At 39.3% G+C, this 24,997-nt stretch carries 24 protein-coding genes; 16 read left to right on the plus strand and 8 right to left on the minus strand.

Annotation, left to right across the window (positions count from 1 at the left end; genetic code table 11):
- The first annotated feature begins 64 nt into the window (after positions 1-64).
- Positions 65-2,647 carry a DNA mismatch repair protein MutS gene (gene mutS, locus DPV95_RS07145; RefSeq protein WP_049366709.1) on the plus strand — a complete coding sequence of 861 codons (2,583 nt, stop codon included), beginning with the start codon at positions 65-67 and terminating at the stop codon, positions 2,645-2,647.
- 59 nt (positions 2,648-2,706) lie between these two features.
- Here the strand turns inward: mutS and glpX are convergent, their stop codons facing one another.
- Positions 2,707-3,720 carry a class II fructose-bisphosphatase gene (gene glpX, locus DPV95_RS07150; protein ID WP_049366708.1) on the minus strand — a complete coding sequence of 338 codons (1,014 nt, stop codon included), beginning with the start codon at positions 3,718-3,720 and terminating at the stop codon, positions 2,707-2,709.
- A 143-nt stretch (positions 3,721-3,863) separates the two neighbouring features.
- On the opposite strand from glpX, the gene zapB reads away from it, so the two are divergent.
- From zapB to mnmG, 3 genes are all read left to right on the plus strand, one after another.
- On the plus strand, positions 3,864-4,082 hold the full coding sequence (zapB, locus tag DPV95_RS07155) for a cell division protein ZapB (RefSeq protein WP_005699085.1): 219 nt from the start codon (positions 3,864-3,866) through the stop codon (positions 4,080-4,082).
- A 53-nt stretch (positions 4,083-4,135) separates the two neighbouring features.
- A complete protein-coding gene (gene mioC / locus DPV95_RS07160) occupies positions 4,136-4,573 on the plus strand; it encodes an FMN-binding protein MioC (RefSeq protein WP_049366707.1) in 438 nt (145 codons plus the stop codon).
- Between the two features lie 429 nt (positions 4,574-5,002).
- The gene (mnmG, locus tag DPV95_RS07165) at positions 5,003-6,892 is read left to right on the plus strand and encodes a tRNA uridine-5-carboxymethylaminomethyl(34) synthesis enzyme MnmG (RefSeq protein ID WP_111406874.1); all 1,890 of its coding nucleotides are present in this window, start codon (positions 5,003-5,005) and stop codon (positions 6,890-6,892) included.
- A 68-nt stretch (positions 6,893-6,960) separates the two neighbouring features.
- On the opposite strand, the gene DPV95_RS07170 is transcribed toward mnmG, so the two are convergent.
- A complete protein-coding gene (locus DPV95_RS07170; protein WP_111406875.1) occupies positions 6,961-7,812 on the minus strand; it encodes an SDR family oxidoreductase in 852 nt (283 codons plus the stop codon).
- A gap of 168 nt (positions 7,813-7,980) precedes the next feature.
- On the opposite strand from DPV95_RS07170, the gene DPV95_RS07175 reads away from it, so the two are divergent.
- The 11 genes from DPV95_RS07175 (at position 7,981) to DPV95_RS07225 (ending at position 16,012) form a co-directional block, all read left to right on the plus strand.
- Positions 7,981-8,337: a winged helix-turn-helix transcriptional regulator gene (locus DPV95_RS07175; RefSeq protein WP_111406876.1), complete on the plus strand. Its 357-nt coding sequence runs from the start codon at positions 7,981-7,983 to the stop codon at positions 8,335-8,337.
- A gap of 59 nt (positions 8,338-8,396) precedes the next feature.
- Positions 8,397-9,008 (plus strand): 16S rRNA (guanine(527)-N(7))-methyltransferase RsmG, encoded by a 612-nt coding sequence (gene rsmG, locus DPV95_RS07180; protein WP_111406877.1) that lies wholly within the window; start codon positions 8,397-8,399, stop codon positions 9,006-9,008.
- Between the two features lie 140 nt (positions 9,009-9,148).
- On the plus strand, positions 9,149-9,517 hold the full coding sequence (locus DPV95_RS07185; RefSeq protein WP_005699282.1) for an ATP synthase subunit I: 369 nt from the start codon (positions 9,149-9,151) through the stop codon (positions 9,515-9,517).
- 41 nt (positions 9,518-9,558) lie between these two features.
- Positions 9,559-10,356, plus strand: a complete 798-nt coding sequence (atpB, locus tag DPV95_RS07190; protein WP_111406878.1) for a F0F1 ATP synthase subunit A — start codon at positions 9,559-9,561, stop codon at positions 10,354-10,356.
- Positions 10,357-10,412: 56 nt separating this feature from the next.
- Positions 10,413-10,667: a F0F1 ATP synthase subunit C gene (atpE, locus tag DPV95_RS07195; protein ID WP_005699353.1), complete on the plus strand. Its 255-nt coding sequence runs from the start codon at positions 10,413-10,415 to the stop codon at positions 10,665-10,667.
- 37 nt (positions 10,668-10,704) lie between these two features.
- On the plus strand, positions 10,705-11,175 hold the full coding sequence (gene atpF / locus DPV95_RS07200; protein ID WP_005699345.1) for a F0F1 ATP synthase subunit B: 471 nt from the start codon (positions 10,705-10,707) through the stop codon (positions 11,173-11,175).
- Between the two features lie 12 nt (positions 11,176-11,187).
- On the plus strand, positions 11,188-11,721 hold the full coding sequence (gene atpH / locus DPV95_RS07205) for a F0F1 ATP synthase subunit delta (protein ID WP_111406879.1): 534 nt from the start codon (positions 11,188-11,190) through the stop codon (positions 11,719-11,721).
- 12 nt (positions 11,722-11,733) lie between these two features.
- Positions 11,734-13,275, plus strand: coding sequence for a F0F1 ATP synthase subunit alpha (gene atpA / locus DPV95_RS07210; protein ID WP_111406880.1), 1,542 nt, complete (start codon positions 11,734-11,736; stop codon positions 13,273-13,275).
- Between the two features lie 18 nt (positions 13,276-13,293).
- Positions 13,294-14,163, plus strand: a complete 870-nt coding sequence (gene atpG / locus DPV95_RS07215; RefSeq protein ID WP_005699311.1) for a F0F1 ATP synthase subunit gamma — start codon at positions 13,294-13,296, stop codon at positions 14,161-14,163.
- Between the two features lie 16 nt (positions 14,164-14,179).
- On the plus strand, positions 14,180-15,553 hold the full coding sequence (atpD, locus tag DPV95_RS07220; protein WP_049366701.1) for a F0F1 ATP synthase subunit beta: 1,374 nt from the start codon (positions 14,180-14,182) through the stop codon (positions 15,551-15,553).
- Positions 15,554-15,583: 30 nt separating this feature from the next.
- Positions 15,584-16,012: a F0F1 ATP synthase subunit epsilon gene (locus DPV95_RS07225; RefSeq protein WP_005699104.1), complete on the plus strand. Its 429-nt coding sequence runs from the start codon at positions 15,584-15,586 to the stop codon at positions 16,010-16,012.
- A 50-nt stretch (positions 16,013-16,062) separates the two neighbouring features.
- On the opposite strand, the gene ilvA is transcribed toward DPV95_RS07225, so the two are convergent.
- The 6 genes from ilvA to DPV95_RS07255 form a co-directional block, all read right to left on the minus strand.
- Entirely contained in the window at positions 16,063-17,604 is a 1,542-nt protein-coding gene (gene ilvA, locus DPV95_RS07230; protein ID WP_049366700.1) for a threonine ammonia-lyase, biosynthetic, read from the minus strand.
- Between the two features lie 86 nt (positions 17,605-17,690).
- Positions 17,691-19,529, minus strand: coding sequence for a dihydroxy-acid dehydratase (gene ilvD, locus DPV95_RS07235; protein WP_049366699.1), 1,839 nt, complete (start codon positions 19,527-19,529; stop codon positions 17,691-17,693).
- Between the two features lie 363 nt (positions 19,530-19,892).
- On the minus strand, positions 19,893-20,606 hold the full coding sequence (locus DPV95_RS10630) for a hypothetical protein (RefSeq protein WP_239660973.1): 714 nt from the start codon (positions 20,604-20,606) through the stop codon (positions 19,893-19,895).
- Positions 20,607-20,617: 11 nt separating this feature from the next.
- Positions 20,618-20,836, minus strand: coding sequence for an acetolactate synthase 2 small subunit (gene ilvM / locus DPV95_RS07245; RefSeq protein ID WP_005699189.1), 219 nt, complete (start codon positions 20,834-20,836; stop codon positions 20,618-20,620).
- Between the two features lies 1 nt (position 20,837).
- Positions 20,838-22,493 carry an acetolactate synthase 2 catalytic subunit gene (gene ilvG / locus DPV95_RS07250; RefSeq protein ID WP_049366698.1) on the minus strand — a complete coding sequence of 552 codons (1,656 nt, stop codon included), beginning with the start codon at positions 22,491-22,493 and terminating at the stop codon, positions 20,838-20,840.
- Between the two features lie 185 nt (positions 22,494-22,678).
- A complete protein-coding gene (locus DPV95_RS07255) occupies positions 22,679-23,317 on the minus strand; it encodes a tellurite resistance TerB family protein (RefSeq protein ID WP_005699277.1) in 639 nt (212 codons plus the stop codon).
- 164 nt (positions 23,318-23,481) lie between these two features.
- On the opposite strand from DPV95_RS07255, the gene DPV95_RS07260 reads away from it, so the two are divergent.
- The gene (locus DPV95_RS07260; protein WP_049366697.1) at positions 23,482-24,996 is read left to right on the plus strand and encodes a sodium-dependent transporter; all 1,515 of its coding nucleotides are present in this window, start codon (positions 23,482-23,484) and stop codon (positions 24,994-24,996) included.
- Position 24,997: the final 1 nt, after the last annotated feature.

The following is a 24,997-nucleotide window of genomic DNA, read 5'->3' on the forward strand; positions in this document are numbered from 1 at the left end:
ACTACTAGATACAATAAATTTTATATATATTGTTTAAAATCAATATATTAAAAGGATTAAATAGATGATTTTTGAAGAGAATTTCCAACAACATACGCCGATGATGCAGCAATATCTCAAGTTAAAAGCAGAAAATCCTGACATTTTGTTATTTTATCGAATGGGGGATTTTTATGAGCTTTTTTATGATGATGCAAAAAAAGCGGCAGCGTTGTTAGATATTTCTTTAACTAAACGTGGACAATCAGCAGGTAATCCCATTCCCATGGCGGGCGTGCCTTATCATGCGGTAGAAGGTTATTTAGCAAAATTAGTGCAATTAGGTGAACCTGTAGCCATTTGTGAACAAGTGGGTGATCCTGCCACATCAAAAGGGCCGGTTGAACGCAAAATTGTACGAATTGTGACACCAGGTACAGTGAGTGATGAAGTCCTTTTACCAGAACGCCAAGACAACTTAATTGTGGCCGTTTATCAGGAAAAAGAAAAATTTGGTCTAGCCACATTAGACATGACATCTGGACGTTTTCAGCTTTGTGAACCTCATTCAAAAGAAGCCTTACAAGCTGAATTACAGCGTATTAATCCCGTAGAATTACTTTATTGTGAAGATTTTGCCGAAATGGCCATTATCGAACATTATAAAGGCCTACGTCGTCGTCCTATTTGGGAATTTGAACTTAGTACGGCGATTTCCGAACTTAATCGTCAATTTGGTACAAAAGATTTACGTGCATTTGGTGTAGAAAAATCACCTCTTGGCTTGGCAGCAGCAGGCTGTTTATTGCAATATGCAAAAGAAACACAACGTGCTTCTCTGCCACACATTCAAAGCATCAGTGTCATTCAAAATAACGATAATATTCAATTAGATGCTGCAACACGCCGAAATTTAGAACTCACTCAAAATCTTGCAGGTGGCACAGAAAATACGCTTGCTTCAGTATTAGATAAATGTGTTACGCCAATGGGCAGCCGTTTGTTAAAACGTTGGATTCATCAACCTATCCGTCAAACAGACATTCTATTAAAACGCCAAAAAACGATTGGTGAAATTATTGAGCAAGATTTGTATCACGAATTGCAGCCTTATTTGCAACAAGTGGGCGATATGGAACGGATTCTTGCCCGTGTAGCACTGCGTTCTGCACGTCCTCGCGATCTCACACGTTTACGTACCGCATTAGAACAAATTGAACCGATAAAATCGCTGATTCATACAAAAACATCATCAAATTTGACCGCACTTTCCACGCAAATTGGTGATTTTTCCGCGCAAATCGAGCTACTTCAAAAAGCAATTATTGAAACTCCTCCGTTATTAATTCGCGATGGTGGCGTTATTGCTGAAGGCTATAATGCCGAATTAGATGAATGGCGAACCCTTTCCGCTGGCGCAACACAATATTTAGAAAATTTAGAACAACGCGAACGAGAAAGCACGGGCATTGATACCTTAAAAATTGGCTTTAATGCGGTGCATGGCTATTATATTCAAATCAGCCAAGGACAAGCCCATAAAGCACCGATTCATTATGTTCGCCGTCAAACTTTAAAAAATGCCGAACGTTACATTATTCCTGAATTAAAAGAATACGAAGATAAGGTTTTAAAGTCAAAAGGCGCGGCGCTTGCTTTAGAAAAGCAACTTTATGATGAATTATTTGATTTATTATTGCCACATTTAGGTCAATTACAATTAGCCAGTTTGGCATTGTCTGAATTGGATGTACTTGTTAATCTCGCAGAACGAGCAGAAACCTTAAATTATGTTGCACCACAATTTAGCGATGAAATTGGCGTAAAAATTGAAAATGGTCGACATCCTGTAGTGGAGCAAGTTTTAAAAGACCCTTTTATTGCCAACCCTGTTAATCTCAATCAGCAACGTCATTTACTGATTATTACAGGCCCAAATATGGGTGGTAAAAGTACCTATATGCGTCAAACAGCTTTAATTACGTTAATGGCCTATATAGGCAGTTTTGTGCCAGCTGATAGCGCGGTTATTGGGCAAATTGATCGTATTTTTACTCGAATTGGTGCCTCTGATGATTTAGCCTCTGGTCGTTCTACATTTATGGTGGAAATGACAGAAATGGCGAATATTCTTCATCAAGCTACTTCACAAAGTTTGGTTCTTATTGATGAAATTGGACGCGGAACCTCTACTTATGATGGGCTTTCTTTAGCTTGGGCCTGTGCTGAATGGTTAGCGAAGAAAACTCGTTCGCTTACGTTATTTGCGACCCATTATTTTGAACTCACTGCGCTGCCAGAACAAATAGAAGGCATTGCCAATATTCATTTAGATGCATTAGAACACAATAATACTATTGCCTTTATGCATGCCGTTCAAGACGGTGCGGCAAGTAAAAGTTATGGTCTTGCTGTTGCAGCGCTGGCAGGTGTACCTCAATCTGTTATTAAACTAGCGAAGCAAAAATTACATCAGTTAGAAAAATTGTCGGCACAAAATGGTGATCAACAAATTCAACATTTAAGAGCGTTAAATCAACATCAAGGTGAATTGGCTTTTGAGGCAGAGCCTGATGCTTTACGCGAAGCCATTGAGCAGCTTGATCCAGATGAATTAAGTCCAAAACAAGCCTTAGCTTATTTGTATCAATTGAAGAAAATGCTGTAAGAAATAAAAAAGAGCTGTCAAAAAATTCATTGTTTTTTATGACCGCTCTTTTATTTTCACTAATTTCTTAAAATCTCATAGATTTCAGCATCTTTTCTATCGAGATAATGGATGGATTGGATTTTACGAATAGTGCGTGATTTACCACGGATTAATAAAGTTTCTGTGGTGGCCAAGTTACCACGACGAGAAATCCCTTTAAGCAATTCACCGTGCGTAATTCCCGTTGCAGCAAAAACAAGGTTATCATCACGTACTAAATCTTCTAATTTTAAGATTTCATTAACCTTCACGCCTAATGCTTCACAACGTTGAACTTCTTCAGTGGCAATTTTACGGTTTTCTTCTGTATCACCTTTCACTTCATTGCGTGGAATAAGACGAGCTTGCATATCTCCACCTAATGCACGAATTGCGGCAGCTGCAGCCACACCTTCAGGTGCACCGCCAATGCCATAAACCATATCCACTTCAGCATCTGGTAAACAACATAAAACCGAAGCCGCCACATCACCATCTGGAATAGCCATCACGCGAATACCTAGATTATGCATTTGTTTAATCATTTCATCGTGACGTGGCTTAGCGAGCACCATCACGGTTAAATCCGATAAAGATTTACCTAAACGAGAAGCCACTCGACGAAGATTTTGTTCAATCGGTAAACTTAAATCAATCATGCCTTTCACTTCAGGACCGACGACTAATTTTTCCATATACATATCAGGCGCTTTTAAGAAGGTACGTTTACCACCAGCTGCCAATACTGAAATGGCATTTGATTGGCCCATTGCGGTCATTCTTGTGCCATCAATTGGATCAACCGCAATAGAAACGAGTTCACCATTACCTGACCCTACTTTTTCGCCAATATAAAGCATTGGTGCTTCGTCAATTTCCCCTTCACCAATCACAATTTCACCGTCCATATGGATTAAATTCAGCATATAACGCATGGCTTTGACTGCTACATCATCCGCCGCATTTTTATTACCACGTCCAAGCCAAGTATAAGCCGCTAATGCAGCTGCTTCGGTTACTCTTGAAAATTCAATAGCTAATGCACGATTCATTTTTCTCTCCCAATGCAAAAAGTCTCGTTATTTTATCACTAAGCAAACGTTTGCATAATAAATTTTGACAATAGGCTTTTAAAAATAGGATTAAGTGGGTAGAATAAAGCCATTTCGGACTTATTTTAAAAAAGGAAATCACTATGTCTTTAGAAATTTTAGATCAGCTTGAAGAAAAAATTAAACAAGCAGTAGAAACGATTCAATTACTTCAACTTGAAGTAGAAGAGTTAAAAGAACAAAAAAATCAATCTCAACAATCAGTAGAAGCCTTGCGAAATGAAAATGAGCAACTTAAAAATGAGCACCGCAACTGGCAAGAACATATTCGTTCATTGTTGGGTAAATTCGACAACGTGTAATGACTATAAAGGCTTAGAAAATCTAAGCCTTTTTTTTATTATTAGGAAACAATATGAATATTTGCGTAATTTCAGGCAGCACCTTAGGCGGCGCTGAATATGTGGCGGAGCATTTAGAAGATGTGCTAAAAACTCAAGGTTTTTCTACCGCACTTTTCCACGGACCAGAACTTGATGAGGTGATTGATGAAAATATTTGGTTGATCGTCACTTCAACACATGGTGCAGGTGAATTACCTGATAATTTAAAACCACTTTTTGAACAAATTGCGGCATCAGATAAAGATTTATCTTCCCTCCGCTTTGCCGTTGTAGGCTTAGGTAATTCAGATTACGATACATTCTGTCATGCCGTAAATAAAGTCGAAACACAATTAAGTAAAAAAAGTGCGGTCAAAATCTGTGAGAGTTTAAAAATAGATGTCTTGCATGTTGATGATCAAGAACAATTTGCGGAAGATTGGCTGCCACAATTTATAAATGCACTTTAGTCATAATAAAGCGATAATTTGAGTTATCGCTTTTTCTTTATCCATTATCAAAAAAAATTACCTGTGGATAACTTTAATAAAACCTGTCAAAAACATGTTCTTTTCCACTGAATAAATATAAGGGTTGTTTTAACTGTGGATAAAATTGAAGGTTATCCACAAGAAAAAAACGTCAAACTGATGACATTTCAACACAGTCTAAAATGATCAAACGTCTTCATTTAAAAAAGGAAAAGGATCTTATTCACAGTGTAAAAGGATCCTAATAGTAACAATAATAAGATCTTTATATATAAATAGATCTTATCTTTATTATCTCTCGATCTTCTCTCATCACAGATTGAATTCTTGCTTTCAAGCACACGGAATTTTCAGTAGAATAGCGCCTATTTTTAGATCGAAGATCAAATTGAAGACGAAGAGAGAGATATGTTTTACACCGAAAATTATGATGTGATCGTTGTTGGTGGCGGTCATGCTGGGACAGAAGCCGCATTGGCACCAGCACGCATGGGATTAAAAACCCTGTTATTGACACATAACGTTGATACCCTTGGACAAATGTCATGTAACCCCGCTATTGGTGGTATTGGTAAAGGCCATTTAGTGAAAGAAGTGGATGCCATGGGCGGTTTAATGGCGCATGCTGCAGATAAGGCGGGGATTCAATTTCGTACTTTAAACAGCAGTAAAGGGCCTGCTGTACGCGCAACTCGTGCTCAAGCTGACCGCGTGTTATACCGTCAAGCTGTACGCATCGCACTAGAGAATCAACCTAATTTAGATATTTTCCAACAAGAAGTAACCGATATTTTAGTTGAGCAAGATTGCGTTTGTGGTGTGGAAACCAAAATGGGGCTTAAATTCCGTGCTAAATCGGTGGTTTTAACTGCCGGTACTTTTTTAGCGGGTAAGATCCATATTGGTTTAGAACATTATGAAGGCGGTCGAGCTGGTGATCCGGCATCCGTTACACTTTCTCATCGTTTACGTGATTTGAATTTACGCGTTGATCGTTTAAAAACCGGTACACCACCGCGTATTGATGCACGTACAATCAATTTTGATATTTTAGCTAAACAGCATGGTGATGAGGTGTTGCCTGTGTTCTCTTTTATGGGATCAGTGGATGATCACCCTCAACAAATTCCTTGTTATATCACCCATACTAATGAACAAACTCATGAAGTGATCCGTAATAACTTGGATCGTAGTCCAATGTATACCGGTGTGATTGAAGGAATCGGTCCGCGTTATTGTCCATCTATTGAAGATAAAGTGATACGTTTTGCGGATCGTAATTCACATCAAATCTATTTGGAACCAGAAGGCTTAACCAGTAATGAAGTGTATCCAAACGGGATTTCTACCAGTTTACCGTTTGACGTGCAATTGGGCATTGTGAATTCGATGAAAGGTTTGGAAAAAGCGCGTATTATCAAACCAGGTTATGCCATTGAATATGATTATTTTGATCCGCGTGACTTAAAACCAACGTTAGAAACTAAATCGATTTCGGGTTTATTCTTTGCGGGTCAGATTAATGGTACAACCGGTTACGAAGAAGCAGCAGCACAAGGCTTATTGGCGGGGATTAATGCAGGTCTTTATGTACAAGAGAAAGAAGCATGGTATCCACGTCGCGATCAATCCTATACTGGTGTATTGGTTGATGACCTTTGTACGCTTGGTACCAAAGAACCATATCGCGTATTTACTTCTCGTGCAGAATACCGTTTGTTATTACGTGAAGACAATGCAGACATTCGTTTAACGCCAATTGCCCATGAATTAGGTTTGATTGATGAGGCTCGCTGGGCACGCTTTAATCAAAAAATGGAAAATATTGAGCAAGAACGTCAACGCTTACGCAGCATTTGGTTGCATCCGCGTTCTGAATATTTAGAAGAAGCGAATAAAGTACTTGGCAGTCCACTTGTGCGTGAAGCCAACGGTGAAGATTTATTACGCCGTCCAGAAATGACCTACGATATTTTAACTTCTTTAACGCCATACAAACCTGCAATGGAAGATAGAGAGGCCGTAGAACAAGTGGAAATTGCCATTAAGTATCAAGGCTATATTGAGCATCAACAAGAAGAAATTGAAAAACAAAAACGCCACGAAAATACAGCTATCCCGGCTAACTTTGATTACAGCAAAGTGTCTGGTTTATCTAATGAAGTACGTGCGAAGTTAGAACAACATCGTCCTGTTTCAATTGGCCAAGCGAGCCGAATTTCAGGCATTACTCCTGCGGCAATTTCAATTATTCTGGTGAATTTGAAAAAACAAGGTATGCTAAAACGCGGTGAATAATGTTTAGAAATGAAAAGTGCGGTTAATTTTGACCGCACTTTTTTTATAGGCTTAACTTAAAAAAGTTATTAGTGATCGAGAGCTTGTTTCACTGCTACATCCAATCCTGCTGTTGGACGTCCAAGCAATTTCTCAAGGGTTTTGTCTTCTGAGAATAATGCACCGTTTGACGCATCTACATCCCATTGTGCAATTAAGCCTGCAAAGCCTTCATTTAATCCTGCTTGCACAAGTGCTGCGGCATAATCTGCTGCAGGAATATCCACGTAAGGGATATCTTTACCTGTTTGTTTGCTGATTTCTGCGGCAAGGTCGGCTAACGTCCAGCTGGTTGATCCGGCAAGCTCGTAAGTTTGGTTTTCATGACCTTCACTTAATGCAACATTTACCGCTACTTCAGCAAGTTCTGCACGGAGTACAGACGAAATTTTGCCGTTTTTTGCTGAACCGTAGAAAGCATTGTTTGCCAACGCTGCTGGGATGGACGCGGTATAGTTCTCTGTGTACCAGCCATTGCGTAAAATGGTGTAAATGATACCGGAGGCTTTTAATGCGGCTTCGGTTTCAACGTATTCACCGGCAAGGGATTTTACCGTATTGTCGTTAGTGGCACCGAGTAAGCTGGTGTAAATAATGTGTTTCACGCCTGCTTTTTTTGCCGCTTCAATCACGTTGTTGTGCTGTACAAAACGCTGACCGATTTCATTGCTTGACACCAAAATTAACGTATCCACGCCTTGTAATGCCTCTACTTGCCCTTCTGTTTTTGAATAATCAAATTTGCGGGCTTCTACATCTGAAATTTTTGCAGGATTACGCACAAGAGCGATGACGTTTGAGTGTTTTGCTTTTAATAAGTTTAGGGCGATTGCGCCGAATTGACCTGTTGCACCAGTAATTGCGATAGTTTTAGTTGTCATAAGGTTTTCCTTCTCGCTAAGTTTAAGTTGTGTTTGAACAATTTGATTGTTCGCTTGATGTGGCGTATTATATTTTTAAAACTTACTTTTAGGAAGTACTTACAAAAATGTAAGTTTTAGAAAAGTTTAAAAATATTTTTTAATTAATTGATTTATAAGGAATTAAAAATGGAAAAAATTTTTGATCGGGGCAATGTATTAGCTTCAGCTTGTCCATCTCGCCAAATTTTGCAGCATTTAACAAGCCGCTGGGGAGCATTGGTATTAGTCACTTTGAATTCTGGCACAAAACGTTTTAGTGAACTCCGTCGTGCTATTGATGGTGTTAGCGAACGTATGTTGACAAAAACACTACAAGAGTTAGAAGCAGATGGAATGTTAATTCGTAAATCCTATAATACTGTGCCACCACAAGTAGATTACACATTAACAGAATTTGGAGCAGAGGCTTCTAATAAGATGTTTGAGTTAGTGGATTGGTTGGAAACAAATTTAGGGAATATTTTGGCAAGCCAGAAGAAATAATGTTTCAAGGTAGGCATTTTCAAGTAGAATGACGACAAACAGACAAGATAGATAGAAAAATGAAAGCAAAACTCGAAAATTTACTGACTCAAGCAGAAATCCAATTAACAGATCTACAAAAAGATCAACTGATTCAGTTAGTACAATTACTCAATAAATGGAATAAAGCCTATAACTTAACCTCTGTGCGTGATCCACAGGAAATGTTAGTGAAACATATCTTGGATAGTATTGTTGTTAGTCCTTATTTACAAGGGGATCGTTTTATTGATGTAGGAACCGGTCCAGGCTTGCCAGGTCTGCCTTTAGCCATTATTAATCCTACCAAACAATTTGTCTTGTTAGATAGTTTAGGTAAGCGTATTAGCTTTATTCGAAATGCAGTACGTGAGTTAGGACTAACAAATGTAGAACCTGTTCTTAGCCGCGTTGAGGAATACCAACCTGAACAAAAATTCGACGGTGTACTAAGTCGTGCATTTGCTTCGTTAAAAGATATGACAGATTGGTGTCATCATTTGCCAAAGAAAGATGGATATTTTTATGCCTTGAAAGGCATTTATCACGAAGATGAAGTTCAAGAATTAGACAAAAAATTCGAAGTAAAAGACGTAATAACTTTACATGTTCCTGAGCTTGTAGGTGAACGACATTTAATCGTTTTACGATAAAACACACTTTTTTTGTGACGATTTTGTGAATATTTTTTTAAAAGTGTGATTTGTTTAACATTTTTTAGTGGTTTAAAAGTTGAAACTCTTTGTAGCACGGGTATAATTAGATGGTTTTTGTATTTTAAAAAAATAAGATAATGTCTAAGGTTTTAACACAGGCTAAAAATCGATATCAAAAGGCGATAATCATTGAGTCGGTTTGTCTTGTTGTTTTTGGGGTATTCCTTGCAATTTGGCAAGGTGAAAGTGCGGTAGATTTCAGTTTAGGATTTATCAGTGCTTTTGTACCATTTTGTGCTTTTGCTTATATTGTTTTTTTTCGCAAACAAGATTTTTCAACAAAATTAAAGGCATTTTATCTTGCTGAAGTAGTTAAGTTTCTATTCACTATTTTGTTGGTTATAACCTTTTTTAAATGGTTTGAAATTACTAATTTTTTACTGTTTTTTAGCGGTTTTATGGTGGCATTATTATTGAATAATTTGCTTCCTTTTTTGTTTAGATAAAACAGCATCCATTTTATTATTTTTTATACAGGGTATTTATTATGTCAGGACAAACCTCGATTGAGTATATCCAGCACCATTTGACTTACCTAACCACAGGGGAAGGATTTTGGGCCTTTAATTTAGATACATTTTTCTTTTCTATCGTTTGCGGTTTAGTTTTTATTGGTATTTTTTATAAAGTAGCTAAAAAAACGACAACCGGTGTTCCAGGAAAATTGCAGTGTGCAGTTGAAATGGCTGTAGAATGGATAGATGGTGTCGTTCGTGAAAACTATCATGGAAAACGAGGGGTTATTGCGCCATTAGCATTAACTATCTTCGTTTGGGTGTTTATCATGAATGCAATTGACCTTGTACCTGTTGATTACATCCCTCAACTTTTTGCTTTAATTAGCGGAGATCATCATATTCCTGTACGTGCCGTGCCTACTACAGATATGAACATGACCTTCGCAATGTCTATTTCTGTATTTATTCTAATTCTGTTTTATACCGTGAAATCTAAAGGTATTACAGGATTGGTTAAAGAATATACGTTACATCCTTTTAATCATTGGGCTTTTATTCCCGTAAACTTACTATTAGAGTCTGTTACTTTAATTTCAAAACCAGTCTCTCTTGCTTTACGTTTGTTCGGTAATATGTATGCTGGTGAGTTGATTTTCATTCTTATCGCAGTGATGTATTCAGCTAATGCTTTCGTTGCTGCTATGGGAGTGCCATTGCATTTAGTTTGGGCTATATTCCATATTTTGGTTATAACGTTGCAAGCCTTTGTTTTCATGATGTTAACTGTTGTTTATCTCAGTATCGCTTATAACAAAGCCGAACATTAATTAACTTTTTTATTAACAAACCGGGCGAAAGCCTTAACTCAACTTGGAGAAATCTTATGGAAACTGTAATTAGTGCAACAATTATTGCATCTGCGATTATGCTTGCTTTTGCTGCTTTAGGTACTGCAATTGGCTTCGGTCTTTTAGGTGGTAAATACCTAGAATCTGCAGCTCGCCAACCTGAATTAGCTAACTCACTACTTACAAAAATGTTTATCGTTGCAGGTCTATTGGATGCGATTGCTATGATTGCAGTTGGTATCGGCTTGTACTTTGCATTTGCAAACCCATTTGCCTCATTATTAGGTTAATAAACAACAAACAGCCTATTAAAGAAGGGGGTATGTTGTGAATATTAATGCAACATTAATTGGCCAAACTATAGCATTTATCATCTTTGTATGGTTTTGTGTTAAATATGTATGGCCACCAATTATTAAAGCAATTGAGGAACGTCAGAGCCAAATTGCGAACGCGTTAGCGTCAGCTGAAGCAGCGAAAAAAGAGCAAGCAGATACTAAAAATCTTGTGGAACAAGAACTTTTATCTGCAAAAGTACAAGCTCAAGAGATTTTAGATGCTGCGAATAAACGTCGCAATGAAGTGTTAGACGAAGTGAAGGCAGAAGCCGAAGAACTGAAAGCAAAAATTATTGCTCAAGGTTATGCTGAAGTAGAAGCAGAACGTAAACGTGTTCAAGAAGAATTACGTGTTAAAGTGGCTTCATTAGCAGTGGCTGGTGCTGAGAAAATTGTGGGTCGTTCTATTGACGAAGCGGCAAACAATGACATTATTGATAAATTAGTTGCAGAGTTATAAGAGGCTTAGCTTATGTCAGAATTAACTACAATAGCTCGCCCTTATGCAAAAGCTGCATTCGACTTTGCCATTGAACAAAGTGCGGTCGAAAAATGGACTGAAATGTTAGGTTTCGCTGCTGCCGTAGCTGAAGATGAAGCGGTAAAAGCTTACTTAAGTAGTTCTCTTTCTGCACAGAAATTAGCTAATACAGTAATTTCTATTTGTGGCGAACAATTGGATCAATATGGGCAAAATCTTATTCGGTTAATGGCTGAAAATAAGCGTTTGAGTGCGATTCCTACCGTGTTTGAAGAATTTAAACATTATGTGGAAGAACATCAAGCTATTGCAGAAGTTGAAGTAACTTCTGCACAACCATTGAATGCAACACAAATCGAAAAAATTGCAGCTGCAATGGAAAAAAGATTAGCTCGCAAAGTGAAATTAAATTGCAATGTAGATAGCTCACTGATTGCCGGTGTAGTGATTCGTACAGAAGATTTTGTGATTGACGGAAGTAGTCGTGGACAACTTGCTCGTCTCTCAAATGAGTTGCAATTATAAGAGGAATACAAGATGCAACTAAATTCAACTGAAATTAGTGAATTGATTAAAAAACGCATCGCTCAATTTGACGTGGTGAGCGAAGCCCGTAATACAGGGACAATTGTTTCTGTAAGTGACGGGATTATTCGTATTCATGGCTTAAGCGATGTGATGCAAGGCGAAATGATCGCCTTACCAGGCAACCGTTACGCAATGGCACTTAACCTTGAACGTGATTCTGTTGGTGCGGTAGTAATGGGTCCTTACGCAGATTTAGCGGAAGGTATGGAAGTACAATGTACTGGCCGTATTCTTGAAGTACCAGTTGGTCGTGATTTATTAGGTCGTGTGGTTAATACACTTGGTCAACCAATCGATGGTAAAGGTGAAATTGAAAACGATGGTTTCTCTCCTGTTGAAGTTATTGCGCCAGGTGTTATTGATCGTAAATCTGTTGATCAACCAGTACAGACTGGTTATAAAGCAGTTGACTCAATGGTTCCAATCGGTCGTGGTCAACGTGAGTTAATCATCGGTGACCGTCAAACTGGTAAAACAGCATTAGCAATCGACGCAATCATTAACCAACGTGATTCAGGTATTAAATGTATCTATGTCGCGATCGGTCAAAAAGCGTCGACTATTGCAAACGTAGTGCGTAAATTAGAAGAGCACGGTGCGCTTGAAAACACAATCGTTGTTGCGGCATCTGCATCTGAATCAGCTGCTTTACAATATTTAGCGCCTTATGCCGGTTGTGCAATGGGTGAATATTTCCGTGATCGCGGTGAAGATGCGTTAATCGTTTACGATGACTTGTCAAAACAAGCCGTTGCTTATCGTCAAATTTCATTATTATTACGTCGTCCACCAGGTCGTGAAGCCTATCCAGGTGATGTATTCTATCTACACTCACGTTTACTTGAACGTGCAGCACGTGTAAATGAAGAATACGTAGAAAAATTCACTCAAGGTGCAGTAAAAGGAAAAACTGGTTCTTTAACCGCTCTTCCAATTATTGAAACTCAAGCAGGTGACGTTTCAGCATTCGTTCCAACCAACGTAATTTCGATTACCGATGGTCAGATTTTCTTAGAATCTAACTTATTTAACTCTGGTATTCGTCCAGCGGTAAACCCAGGTATTTCGGTATCTCGTGTGGGTGGTTCTGCACAAACTAAAGTAGTGAAAAAATTAGCTGGTGGTATCCGTACTGCATTAGCTCAATATCGTGAATTAGCGGCGTTTGCTCAGTTCGCATCTGACCTTGATGATGCTACCCGCAAACAACTTTCTCACGGTGAAAAAGTCACTGAATTATTGAAACAAAAACAATATGTACCGCTTAGCGTAGCAGAGCAATCTGTGTTGCTTTTCGCGGTTGAGTTTGGCTATTTAGAAGATGTGGAATTGCAAAAAATTGCAAGTTTTGAAGCCGCACTTTTAGATTACGCTCGCCGTAACCACAGCGAGTTTATGGCTGAATTGACCAAAACCGGTAATTACAATGATGAAGTTAAAGCATCATTGAAAGCGATTTTGGATAACTTTAAAGCCAACAGCGCGTGGTAAAAGTAACGGAGAAATAAGATGGCAGGTGCAAAAGAGATAAAAACCAAAATTGCCAGTGTACAAAGTACACAAAAAATTACAAAGGCAATGGAAATGGTGGCGACCTCGAAAATGCGTAAAACGCAGGATCGTATGTCAGCTTCTCGTCCGTATTCTGAAACAATACGAAATGTTATCAGCCACGTCTCTAAAGCAAGTGTTGGTTATAAACACCCATTTTTAATTCAACGCGAAGTGAAAAAAGTCGGGATCTTAGTGGTCTCGACTGACCGCGGAATGTGTGGTGGTTTGAATATTAACTTGTTTAAAACCGTAATGACAGAAATCAAACAATGGAAAGATAAAGGAGTTAATGTTGAATTGGGTTTAATTGGCTCAAAAGGCATTAGTTTCTTCCGTTCATTAGGATTACCTGTTCGTGCACAACTTTCCGGTTTGGGTGATAATCCGACAATGGAAGACTTAATTGGTGTTGCAAACGGTATGTTTGGTAGCTATAAAGACGAAGAAGTAGATGCAATTTATATTGCCTACAATAAATTCGTTAATACAATGGCACAAAAACCTGTTTATCAACAATTAATACCATTACCGGCATTAAAAACCGATAATTTAGAGCAAAGACAAAGCACCTGGGATTACCTTTACGAGCCTGAGCCAAAAGTCTTATTAGACAGTTTGCTTACTCGTTATTTGGAATCACAAGTGTATCAATCTGTGGTAGATAACCTTGCTTCCGAGCAAGCTGCTAGAATGGTAGCAATGAAAGCGGCAACTGATAATGCAGGTAATTTAATCAATGACTTGCGATTAGTTTACAATAAAGCCCGTCAAGCAAGTATTACAAATGAATTAAACGAAATCGTCGCCGGCGCGGCAGCGATTTAATGAAAGAGGAACGGTAATGTCAGCAGGAAAAATTGTACAAATCATCGGTGCGGTGATTGACGTTGAATTCCCACAAGATGCAGTACCAAAAGTTTACGATGCATTAAAAGTTGAATCAGGTTTAACCCTTGAAGTTCAACAACAATTAGGTGGCGGTGTAGTTCGCTGTATCGCATTAGGTACATCTGACGGCTTAAAACGTGGCTTAAAAGTAGAAAATACGGGTAACCCAATTCAAGTTCCAGTAGGGACTAAAACGCTAGGCCGTATTATGAACGTATTGGGTGAACCAATCGATGAGCAAGGTGAAATTGGCGCGGAAGAAAATTGGGCTATCCATCGTCCAGCACCAAGCTACGAAGAACAATCTAATAGTATGGAATTATTAGAAACTGGTATCAAAGTTATCGACTTAATTTGTCCATTCGCAAAAGGTGGTAAAGTGGGTCTATTCGGTGGTGCGGGTGTAGGTAAAACCGTTAACATGATGGAATTAATCCGTAATATCGCGATCGAACACTCAGGTTACTCTGTTTTTGCGGGTGTGGGTGAGCGTACTCGTGAAGGTAACGACTTCTATCATGAGATGAAAGATTCTAACGTATTAGATAAAGTATCATTGGTTTACGGACAAATGAATGAGCCACCAGGTAACCGTTTACGTGTTGCGTTAACCGGTTTAACTATGGCTGAAAAATTCCGTGACGAAGGTCGTGATGTATTATTCTTCGTGGATAATATCTACCGTTATACCCTTGCTGGTACTGAAGTGTCTGCGTTATTAGGTCGTATGCCATCTGCGGTAGGTTACCAACCGACATTAGCAGAAGAAATGGGTGTGTTACAAGAACGTATCACTTCAACCAAAACAGGTTCTATCACCTCTGTACAAGCGGTATACGTACCTGCGGATGACTTAACTGACCCATCTCCGGCAACAACCTTCGCGCACTTAGACTCAACAGTTGTATTAAGTCGTCAAATTGCGTCTTTAGGTATTTATCCTGCGGTTGACCCATTAGATTCAACTTCACGCCAATTAGACCCACTCGTTGTTGGTCAAGAGCACTATGATGTAGCGCGTGGCGTACAAGGTATCTTACAACGTTATAAAGAATTGAAAGATATTATCGCAATTCTTGGTATGGACGAGTTATCTGAAGATGACAAACTTGTGGTAGCACGTGCACGTAAAATTGAACGTTTCTTATCACAACCATTCTTCGTTGCTGAGGTATTCAACGGTACTCCAGGTAAATACGTTTCTTTAAAAGAAACTATCCGCGGCTTTAAAGGTATTTTAAACGGCGAATACGATCATATTCCAGAACAAGCGTTCTACATGGTCGGTACAATCGACGAAGCGCTAGAAAAAGCCAAAAATATGTAATCACTTCAAGTCATTTGAAGGAGAACAAAAATGGCGACATTTAACCTAATAATAGTCAGCGCAGAGCGAAAAATCTTTGAAGGTGCTGTGAAACAAATCCAAGCAACAGGTGTGGAAGGTGAACTAGGTATTTTACCAAACCACACTCCTTTGATGACGGCGATTAAGCCTGGGATTGTTAAATTTACCCTTGAAGATGGCAATGAAGAAGTTATCTATGTTTCGGGCGGCTTCTTAGAAGTTCAACCTAAAGTAGTAACGGTACTTGCCGATGTTGCAATTCGCGGTAGCGAGTTAGATGCAGATCGTATTCGTGAAGCGAAACGTAAGGCGGAAGAAAATATTGTGAATCACGCAGTTGATGTAGATCATGATTTACTTGTAGCTAAACTTTCTAAAGAATTAGCGAAACTTCGTGCTTACGAACTTACTGAAAAACTCGTTAAATCAAAACGATAAGATAATGATAATAAAAAAGAGCGGTTATTTTGACCGCTCTTTTTGTTTTTCTATCGTAAGAAATATCGATACGCTTTACTTTCACTAACATCTTCATAAACATAGCCGAGTTCTGCTAAAGCTTGTTCAAATTCTGCGTTATCTTTTTCGCCTAATTGGAAAGCCGCAAGAATATTACCGTAATCGGCTCCATGTGCACGGTAATGGAACAATGAAATATTCCAACGTTTACCCAATATTTCTAAGAATTTAAGTAAAGCGCCTTTTTGCTCTGGAAATTCAAAGCTATAAAGTCGTTCATGATGATTAGAAACTCGTCCACCTATTAAATAACGCACGTGAGTTTTGGCGATATCATCATTAGACATATCTTCTACATCAAAGCCATTTTTCGTTAAGTCAGCAATAATCTCCGCTTTTTCAGATTCATTGGTCGTGCGCACACCAACAAAAATACAGGCCTTTTGATTATCTGCATAACGATAACTGAATTCTGTTACTGCACGATTACCGATGACATGAGCAAATTTCAAGAAACTACCAGGTTGTTCAGGCATAGTTACAGCCAATAAAGCTTCACGGTTTTCACCAATTTCGCAACGCTCTGAAACATAACGTAATGTATGAAAGTTGAGGTTGGCACCGGATAAAATCGCTGCCATATTTTTACCTTCTAGATTGTTTTGTTTTACGTATTTTTTTAAACCAGCTAGACCTAGGGCGCCAGATGGTTCTGCGACAGCACGAACGTTTTCGAATAAATCTTTCATTGCTGCACAAACTTCATCGCTGTCTACCAGCACCATACCGTCTAAATATTTTTGACATAAACGGAATGTTTCGTCACCAATACGTTTTACCGCTACACCATCAGCGAATAAGCCAACATGTGCTAAATCTGTAGGTTCACCTTTTTCTAAGGCTGCATTCAAACAAGCTGAATCTTTGGACTCTACACCAATGACTTTAATTTCCGGCATAAATTGTTTGAGCAAAATGGCTACGCCAGCGGCGAGACCCCCACCACCGACTTGCACAAAGACATAATCCAAATCAGCTACCTGTTGTAGCATTTCCATCGCCAATGTACCTTGCCCCGCGATAACCAATGGATGATCAAATGGGGGGATAAATGTCATCTGTTTAGATTTTGAAAGCTCAATGGCTTTGGCTTTAGCTTCATCAAAATTAGCTCCGTGTAACAACACTTCACCACCAAAACCGCGGACTGCATCCACTTTAATGCTCGGTGTATTTTGTGGCATAACAATTAATGCTTTTAAGCCAAGTTGTTTAGCGGATAAAGCAACGCCCTGTGCATGGTTACCCGCAGAAGCAGCAATGACACCAGCCTGTTTTTGTTCATCAGAAAGGCTAGAAATCATCGCATAGGCACCACGCAGCTTAAAGCTATTTACTGGTTGGCGGTCTTCACGCTTAATCCAAATATTATTATGTAGGCGATCAGACAATTTACCCATTTTTTGTAGCGGCGTTACGGTAGCGGCTTCATATACTCTGGAACCAAGTTTGACAATCGCGTTAATGTAATCCGATTGAGAGGGTTGAGGATTGGTGAGTAGGTTTTTCATGATATTTGTTGTTTATGATGAAGTGCGGTTAATTTTTTCTTTATTTTTATCCTCCTCTCATAAAAGAGAGGAGGAATGATTAGAGATTATTTTAATAGGCTTTTATCACGCACAGCACCTTTATCCGCAGATGTCGCGAAGTGGCCAAATACTTTTAAGGCGAATGACACTTCACGTTCACGGTGAGCTGGTTGCCAGCCTTTGGCATCTTGCTCGGTACGGCGTTTTGCTAATTCTTCATCGCTGATTTTAAGATTAATCGCGCGATTTGGAATATCGATTTCGATAATATCGTCATCATGTACTAAACCGATGGCACCACCAGAAGCTGCTTCAGGAGAAGCGTGACCAATAGATAAACCAGATGTACCACCAGAGAAACGACCATCCGTTAATAAGGCACATTTTTTACCTAGGCCCATTGATTTTAAGTAGCTCGTTGGATACAACATTTCTTGCATACCAGGGCCGCCTTTTGGACCTTCGTAGCGGATGACTACTACATGGCCTTCTTTAACTTTACCACCTAAAATGCCAGCTACCGCATCTTCTTGGCTTTCGAATACGATTGCACGACCGGTGAATTTCCAGATAGACTCATCCACACCCGCCGTTTTTACGATACAGCCGTCTTTAGCGATGTTACCAAACAATACCGCTAGACCGCCTTCTTGAGAAATCGCATTTTCTTTGTTACGGATACATCCACTTACACGGTCATCATCTACGCTATCCCAACGACAATCTTGTGAGAAGGCTTGCGTGGTACGAATACCTGCAGGGCCGGCACGGAAGAATTTGTGTAATTCTTCGTCTTTATTACGAATGATATCGTATTGATTTAATTGTTCTTCTAGTGTTGTTCCTAACACGGTTTTGGTATTACGGTGGATTAATCCTGCGCGATCTAATTCACCCAATAAGCCCATAATGCCACCTGCACGGTGTACATCTTCCATGTGGTATTTATTGGTGTTTGGGGCGATTTTGCTTAAGCAAGGTACAACGCGTGATAAGCGGTCAATATCTTCCATTTTGAAATCTACGCCTGCTTCTTGAGCAGCCGCTAATAAGTGTAAAACGGTATTACTTGAACCACCCATCGCAATATCTAAACTCATGGCATTTTCAAAGGCTTCAAAGATGCCAATTGAACGTGGCAATACACTTTCATCGTCTTGCTCGTAATAACGTTTACAAAGCTCAACAATTTGACGACCAGCTTTTAAGAATAATTCTTTGCGGTCAGTATGGGTCGCTAACATCGAGCCATTGCCAGGTAAAGATAAACCTAAGGCTTCGGTTAAGCAGTTCATTGAATTAGCAGTAAACATCCCTGAGCAAGAACCACAGGTAGGGCAAGCACTGCGCTCAATCGCATCAATACGCTCATCACTTACATTCGGATCTGCAGCTTCAATCATTGCATCCACTAAATCTAAGCGAATAAGTTGATCGGATAATTTCGTTTTACCCGCTTCCATTGGGCCGCCTGAAACGAAGATTGCTGGAATGTTTAAACGCATTGCGGCCATTAACATTCCCGGGGTGATTTTGTCACAGTTAGAAATACATACCATCGCATCAGCACAGTGAGCATTAACCATATATTCTACGCTGTCCGCGATTAAATCACGGCTTGGTAAGGAATAAAGCATCCCGCCGTGGCCCATTGCGATTCCATCATCCACCGCAATGGTATTGAATTCTTTTGCCACGCCGCCTGCTTTTTCAATTTCCGCCGCGACCAGTTGTCCCATGTCTTTTAAATGCACATGCCCCGGGACGAATTGGGTGAAGGAGTTCACTACCGCAATAATGGGTTTTCCGAAGTCATTTTCTTTCATCCCTGTTGCACGCCATAAGGCACGTGCACCTGCCATATTACGACCTTGTGTACTGGTCGCAGAACGTAGTTTTGGCATAAATAATCTCTCCAAGTAAATTTTTGTTAAAGTTCGTTATGTTGTTTAATTTCTTCGTTAATGAATACTGCCAAATCTCCCCTACCCCTCTTTGCTAAAGAGGGGGGAATCTTTAGTTAATGAGCAACAATTTTCTCACTTTCATTTTAGTTAGCTAAATCATAAACGCTAAGATCTAATTTTATCTCATTTCAATCCCCTCTTTAGCAAAGAGGGGTAGGGGAGATTTGTCAGAAGATAATACGAAGAAATTATTTGATAAAATTAAGTTTATAAATGTAATTATTCAGATAAAGAGCCTATCGATTAAAATAAAAGTGCGGTCAGATTTTACAGTGATTTTTAACCGCACTTTATTGCTATTTAACGGAATGGGCAAGGATCAAAAAATGTACCGAATCCAGTGCTTGAATCTTTGTCACCCAAACAAGTTAACATAGCAACCGGAAACCATAATGGTGCGGTTAAAATAGTCAGTGGGTTAATAGTTTTATCATCATCAGAATACGAAGAGGTATTAACTTTACTACCATAATATCGGTCCACCGTTGCCATAATCGGTTTTGCAAGTTTATATTTTGCTAACAATTCATCTCGATTTTCATATTGTCGACTAACACCTCTCGCCTCATAAATCACATCATAAATATCAAACTGAGCTGAAATGCCATAGCGTTGTTGCAATTTATTTTTGAGTACTTCTGTTGTCTGCTGGAACATAAATGTCTTTAATAATTCACTGCGTTGTTTTTCCGTTAAGTTATCTACCCGTGCATACAATCTTAACGTTGCAATAACCTGTTTGTCTTCTTGATCAATAAGGAAGACCGGTTCCACCTTTTCAACTGTTTTGGTATAAGAGCTATTTAAAAATTTCGATAAATCAGAGATTGCGGGGCCTCGGAGTTCAAAATTTTCCTTATTGGTAAAGACGAAAAGTCCACCATCTTGGCTAAACATAAACATCTCAATGGGTTCTTTACTTGATGTTACATTAGACTGTATATTTTTATCTACCGTACATGCTGATAAACACAATAATGAACACAGCATTATGAATGATAATAGCTTTTTCATTTTTGATTCCTTTACTTTATTTCAATCACATCCGGCAATTTTGCTAACTGATTTACCAACAGATCAAAAGTGCGGTCAGATTTTACAGTGATTTTTAATGGCACTTGTGTTTCCACTAGTGCCATTTCCATATTAGTCACAGTGAAACCGCGCAAGCGAATAACGCGTAATACACGTTCTAAAACTTCAGGACGATGTTGAACAGTCAATTCAAAAGTATATTGGTTCATTTTAAATTTCCTCCAACATATCAGCATTACATGCACCCGGTGGGACTAATGGCCACACACATTCATCAGATGGAATACATACTTGTAGCAAATAAGCGGTTTCGCTATTTAATAAACGATTAAGCGCTTTATCTACTTCGTCAGCTTGTTCAATGCGTTCAGCTGGAATATCAAAGGCTTTCGCTAACATCACGAAATCAGGGTTATCTTCTAAAATAGTTTCAGAACGACGTTTATTCCAGAAAAGGTCTTGCCATTGACGCACCATACCAAGGCGTTGGTTATCTAACAGCAAAATTTTTACCGGCAAATTACCGCGTTTGATTGAGCCTAATTCTTGAATGTTCATCATCAATGAGCCATCGCCTGTCACTAAAATCACTTCATCATGAGGACGTGCTTTTTTCGCGCCTACCGCTGCAGGTAAACCAAATCCCATTGTGCCGAAGCCTGCGGAGGTGATATAGTTTTCTGGTGCAAAATGACGCATATGTTGCGCAGACCACATTTGATGTTGGCCCACATCGGTACAAATCACGGCATTTTGAGGTTTACGCTGTGAAAGTGTGTTAAGCAATGACCAAGGGTTAATAGGACGATTACCTTCATTATCGATATAAGTGAAATCGAGTTTGGCTTTTAACGATTGGATGTGTGCTCGCCAATCATCAATTGCAAGCGGAATACTTAAAGCCTCTAAGGCTTGAATTAAATCACCTTGAAGGGCGACATTTGCCATGCGAAGTTTGTTGATTTCCGCGGCATCAATATCACAATGAATGACTTTCGCATGTGGAGCAAAACTGTCTAATTTACCGGTCACACGGTCATCAAAACGTGCACCGCATACTAATAATAAATCACATTCTTGCACGGCAACGTTTGCAGCTCTTGTACCGTGCATACCAATCATACCCATATAAACGGGATCGGTTGGGTCAATTGAGCCTAAACCTTTCAATGTTGAAACAGATGGCATTTGGGTGATTTGTAGGAATTTTTTGACCGTTTGTGTAGCTTTCGCCATACCAACACCGCCACCCACATAAAGCACCGGTTTTTTCGCTTGCGCCAATAATGCTTTTGCTTCAGCTAATTTTAATTCTGAAAGTGCGGTTGGTTTTACGATCGGTTTGACTATAGGTTTGATATGTTCTGGCACATCACTTACTTGGATGTTGCGAGGCACATCAATGAGAACAGGGCCAGGTCTGCCACTTTGTGCAATTTGAAAAGCGGAAGCAATAATTTCAGGAAGTTCTTCAACAGATTGAACAATATAGCTGTGTTTGGTACACGCAAGGGATAAACCTAAAACATCGGCTTCTTGGAAAGCATCTGTACCGATAAGTGGTGCTGCTACTTGACCAGTAAATGCCACGATAGGTACAGAATCAGCAAAGGCGTCGCCTAAACCTGTTACTAAGTTGGTTGCGCCTGGGCCTGACGTTGCGACACATACGCCAACTTTACCCGTAGAGCGAGCATAACCAATCGCGGCTATTGCGGCACCTTGTTCATTACGACAAAGGAGATGGTCAAGACCTGAGTCATAGATGGCATCATAGGTTGGCATGATTGCCCCGCCTGGGTAGCCGAAAAGATCGGTTACACCGTGCGCTTTTAAACATTCGATAATGAGTTGTGCGCCTGTCATGTTGCTTCCCGTTTTTATGATTATTAAATAATTTTATGAATATTGAAGTTTTGCATTGTAGCGGAATTTTTCGCCTTTGGTTAGGTTTTCGCGAAAAAACAGATGAAAAAAACACGATAACCAAGATTATCGTGTTTTTTGATGAGAAGTGCGGTCAGAAAATACGATGTTTTCTGTACGCAAAATTAGAAGCCGGCTTGTTTTTCTAATTGTTCGACAAGCGCATCGTCTAAACCTAACGCTTGCGCTAAATCTGCTAAGAAAATGATTTCTTTGCGAGATAAATCTTTACTTACTAAACGAGCAGCTAAGTATACATTGCTTGCAAGTGCAGTATCGTTGCCTACAAGACGAGCAATTTCATTGATAGAAATTGGATTTTGAATTTCTTGTGCAAGCCATTGTGCTAATTCAGGATTGTTACCTGCTTCGTTTGCAATAGTTTGTTTTTCATCTTCAGTAATTTCACCATCTGCTGCCGCTGCGGCGATCATAGTACGTAAAATTAATTCACCTGCATCTACATGGCTTGATGAGTTTAATACATCAAATGCATTTTCTGAGATTTTTGGTTGGCTGCTTTGTTGGGATTTTTGATAGTTTTGGTAAGCTTGATAAGCAAGGTTACCTAAAACGGCAAGCGAACCTAATTTAGCTAGGCTTGCACCGCCACTACGGCCTAAAATCATCGATAAAATACCGCCTAACGCTGCACCACCACCTACTTTGGTGAGAGAGTCGATAGTTTGATTGCCAGTTTCAAGTTTGCTTGCAGAGTTTTTAGCGACATCTAAAACTTGGTTTAAAATGCTGTTAAGATCCATAAATGTTTCCTTTTGGTTGTTTTGTTGACAGTAGTTAAATACGGCTTTTAGACAGTAAAATTAAAAAAAAATTCACTGAATTTAACCTCTCTTTAAACCAAGTTCTTGACTCGGTTTTAGAATTCATTATATTGAAATCTTTCTTCATTCAAAAGGAACTTAATATGACGCAGTCAAACGCAAAGCGCGAGACCTTCTCTGGTCGGAAAGCATTTATTATGGCGGCGATTGGATCCGCTGTTGGTTTAGGAAACATTTGGCGTTTCCCTTACACCACTTATGAAAACGGAGGCGGTGCATTTATTATCCCTTACCTTATTGCACTTTTAACCGCCGGTATTCCATTGCTTTTTTTAGATTATGCAATTGGTCATCGCCATCGTGGTGGTGCACCGCTTTCTTATCGTCGCTTTAACCCACACTTTGAAGTGTTTGGTTGGTGGCAAGTAATGGTGAACGTCATCATCGGTCTTTACTACGCAGTAGTATTAGGTTGGGCGGCAAGCTATACCTATTTCTCACTTAATTCTGCTTGGGGTGACCAACCGATTGATTTCTTCCTACACGAATTCTTAAAAATGGGTGAGATCAGCAACGGTGTGAGCTTTGAGTTTGTAGGCATGGTGACAGGCCCATTAATTGCTGTATGGTTAGTGGCGTTAGGCGTGCTTTCTTTAGGTATTCAAAAAGGAATTTCTAAATCTTCAGATATCTTAATGCCTGTTTTAGTCGTAATGTTTGTGGCATTGGTGGTTTATTCTTTATTCTTACCTGGTGCAGAAAAAGGCTTGAACGCGTTATTTACACCAGATTGGTCAAAACTGTCTAACCCAAGCGTGTGGATTGCGGCTTACGGTCAAATCTTCTTCTCTCTTTCCATCTGTTTCGGGATTATGATCACGTATGCATCGTACTTGAAAAAAGATTCTGATTTAACAGGTAGCGGCTTGGTTGTCGGTTTTGCAAACTCAAGTTTTGAAGTACTTGCAGGTATCGGTGTATTTGCGGCATTAGGTTTCATCGCAACTGCACAAGGTGTAGAAGTGAGTGAAGTGGCAAAAGGAGGTATTGGTTTAGCCTTCTTTGCATTCCCAACTATTATTAACAAAGCACCATTCGGTGAAGTATTAGGGGTATTGTTCTTTGGTTCATTAACCTTTGCGGCATTAACCTCATTTATCTCTGTTATTGAAGTAATTATTTCAGCGATTCAAGATAAACTCCGTTTACGTCGAGCAAAAGCGACCTTTGTTGTTGGTTTACCAATGATGGTGGTATCAGTCATTTTATTTGGTACGACAACTGGCTTACCAATGCTTGATGTGTTGGATAAATTTGTAAACTACTTCGGTATTGTAGCAGTGGCATTTGTTTCATTAATTGTGATTGTAGCAAATGAAAAACTAGGCTTATTAGGCAACCACTTAAATCAAAGCTCTTCATTCAAAGTCGGTTTCCTATGGCGTTTATGCATTGTCATCACCACCGGTATTCTTGCCTTTATGTTATTGAGTGAAGGTGCGAAGGTATTTACAGAAGGTTATGAGGGTTATCCAAGTTGGTTCGTAAATACCTTTGGTTGGGGTATGGCAATTTTGCTTGTAGTCGTTTCGTTCATTCTTTCTCGTTTAAAATGGAAAAATGAAGACAACTTCAAGCTTGAAGAAAAAGGAGAATAAA

Source organism: Haemophilus parainfluenzae (genome assembly GCF_003252755.1).
Taxonomy (GTDB): domain Bacteria; phylum Pseudomonadota; class Gammaproteobacteria; order Enterobacterales; family Pasteurellaceae; genus Haemophilus_D; species Haemophilus_D parainfluenzae_N.

Bases quoted from the DNA above. Each gene is read 5' to 3' on its own strand.
- mutS (WP_049366709.1), top strand. From the start codon at position 65: ATGATTTTTGAAGAGAATTTCCAACAACATACGCCGATGATGCAGCAA.
- glpX (WP_049366708.1), bottom strand. From the start codon at position 3,720: ATGAATCGTGCATTAGCTATTGAATTTTCAAGAGTAACCGAAGCAGCT.
- zapB (WP_005699085.1), top strand. From the start codon at position 3,864: ATGTCTTTAGAAATTTTAGATCAGCTTGAAGAAAAAATTAAACAAGCA.
- mioC (WP_049366707.1), top strand. From the start codon at position 4,136: ATGAATATTTGCGTAATTTCAGGCAGCACCTTAGGCGGCGCTGAATAT.
- mnmG (WP_111406874.1), top strand. From the start codon at position 5,003: ATGTTTTACACCGAAAATTATGATGTGATCGTTGTTGGTGGCGGTCAT.
- DPV95_RS07170 (WP_111406875.1), bottom strand. From the start codon at position 7,812: ATGACAACTAAAACTATCGCAATTACTGGTGCAACAGGTCAATTCGGC.
- DPV95_RS07175 (WP_111406876.1), top strand. From the start codon at position 7,981: ATGGAAAAAATTTTTGATCGGGGCAATGTATTAGCTTCAGCTTGTCCA.
- rsmG (WP_111406877.1), top strand. From the start codon at position 8,397: ATGAAAGCAAAACTCGAAAATTTACTGACTCAAGCAGAAATCCAATTA.
- DPV95_RS07185 (WP_005699282.1), top strand. From the start codon at position 9,149: ATGTCTAAGGTTTTAACACAGGCTAAAAATCGATATCAAAAGGCGATA.
- atpB (WP_111406878.1), top strand. From the start codon at position 9,559: ATGTCAGGACAAACCTCGATTGAGTATATCCAGCACCATTTGACTTAC.
- atpE (WP_005699353.1), top strand. From the start codon at position 10,413: ATGGAAACTGTAATTAGTGCAACAATTATTGCATCTGCGATTATGCTT.
- atpH (WP_111406879.1), top strand. From the start codon at position 11,188: ATGTCAGAATTAACTACAATAGCTCGCCCTTATGCAAAAGCTGCATTC.
- atpA (WP_111406880.1), top strand. From the start codon at position 11,734: ATGCAACTAAATTCAACTGAAATTAGTGAATTGATTAAAAAACGCATC.
- atpG (WP_005699311.1), top strand. From the start codon at position 13,294: ATGGCAGGTGCAAAAGAGATAAAAACCAAAATTGCCAGTGTACAAAGT.
- atpD (WP_049366701.1), top strand. From the start codon at position 14,180: ATGTCAGCAGGAAAAATTGTACAAATCATCGGTGCGGTGATTGACGTT.
- DPV95_RS07225 (WP_005699104.1), top strand. From the start codon at position 15,584: ATGGCGACATTTAACCTAATAATAGTCAGCGCAGAGCGAAAAATCTTT.
- ilvA (WP_049366700.1), bottom strand. From the start codon at position 17,604: ATGAAAAACCTACTCACCAATCCTCAACCCTCTCAATCGGATTACATT.
- ilvD (WP_049366699.1), bottom strand. From the start codon at position 19,529: ATGCCAAAACTACGTTCTGCGACCAGTACACAAGGTCGTAATATGGCA.
- DPV95_RS10630 (WP_239660973.1), bottom strand. From the start codon at position 20,606: ATGAAAAAGCTATTATCATTCATAATGCTGTGTTCATTATTGTGTTTA.
- ilvM (WP_005699189.1), bottom strand. From the start codon at position 20,836: ATGAACCAATATACTTTTGAATTGACTGTTCAACATCGTCCTGAAGTT.
- ilvG (WP_049366698.1), bottom strand. From the start codon at position 22,493: ATGACAGGCGCACAACTCATTATCGAATGTTTAAAAGCGCACGGTGTA.
- DPV95_RS07255 (WP_005699277.1), bottom strand. From the start codon at position 23,317: ATGGATCTTAACAGCATTTTAAACCAAGTTTTAGATGTCGCTAAAAAC.
- DPV95_RS07260 (WP_049366697.1), top strand. From the start codon at position 23,482: ATGACGCAGTCAAACGCAAAGCGCGAGACCTTCTCTGGTCGGAAAGCA.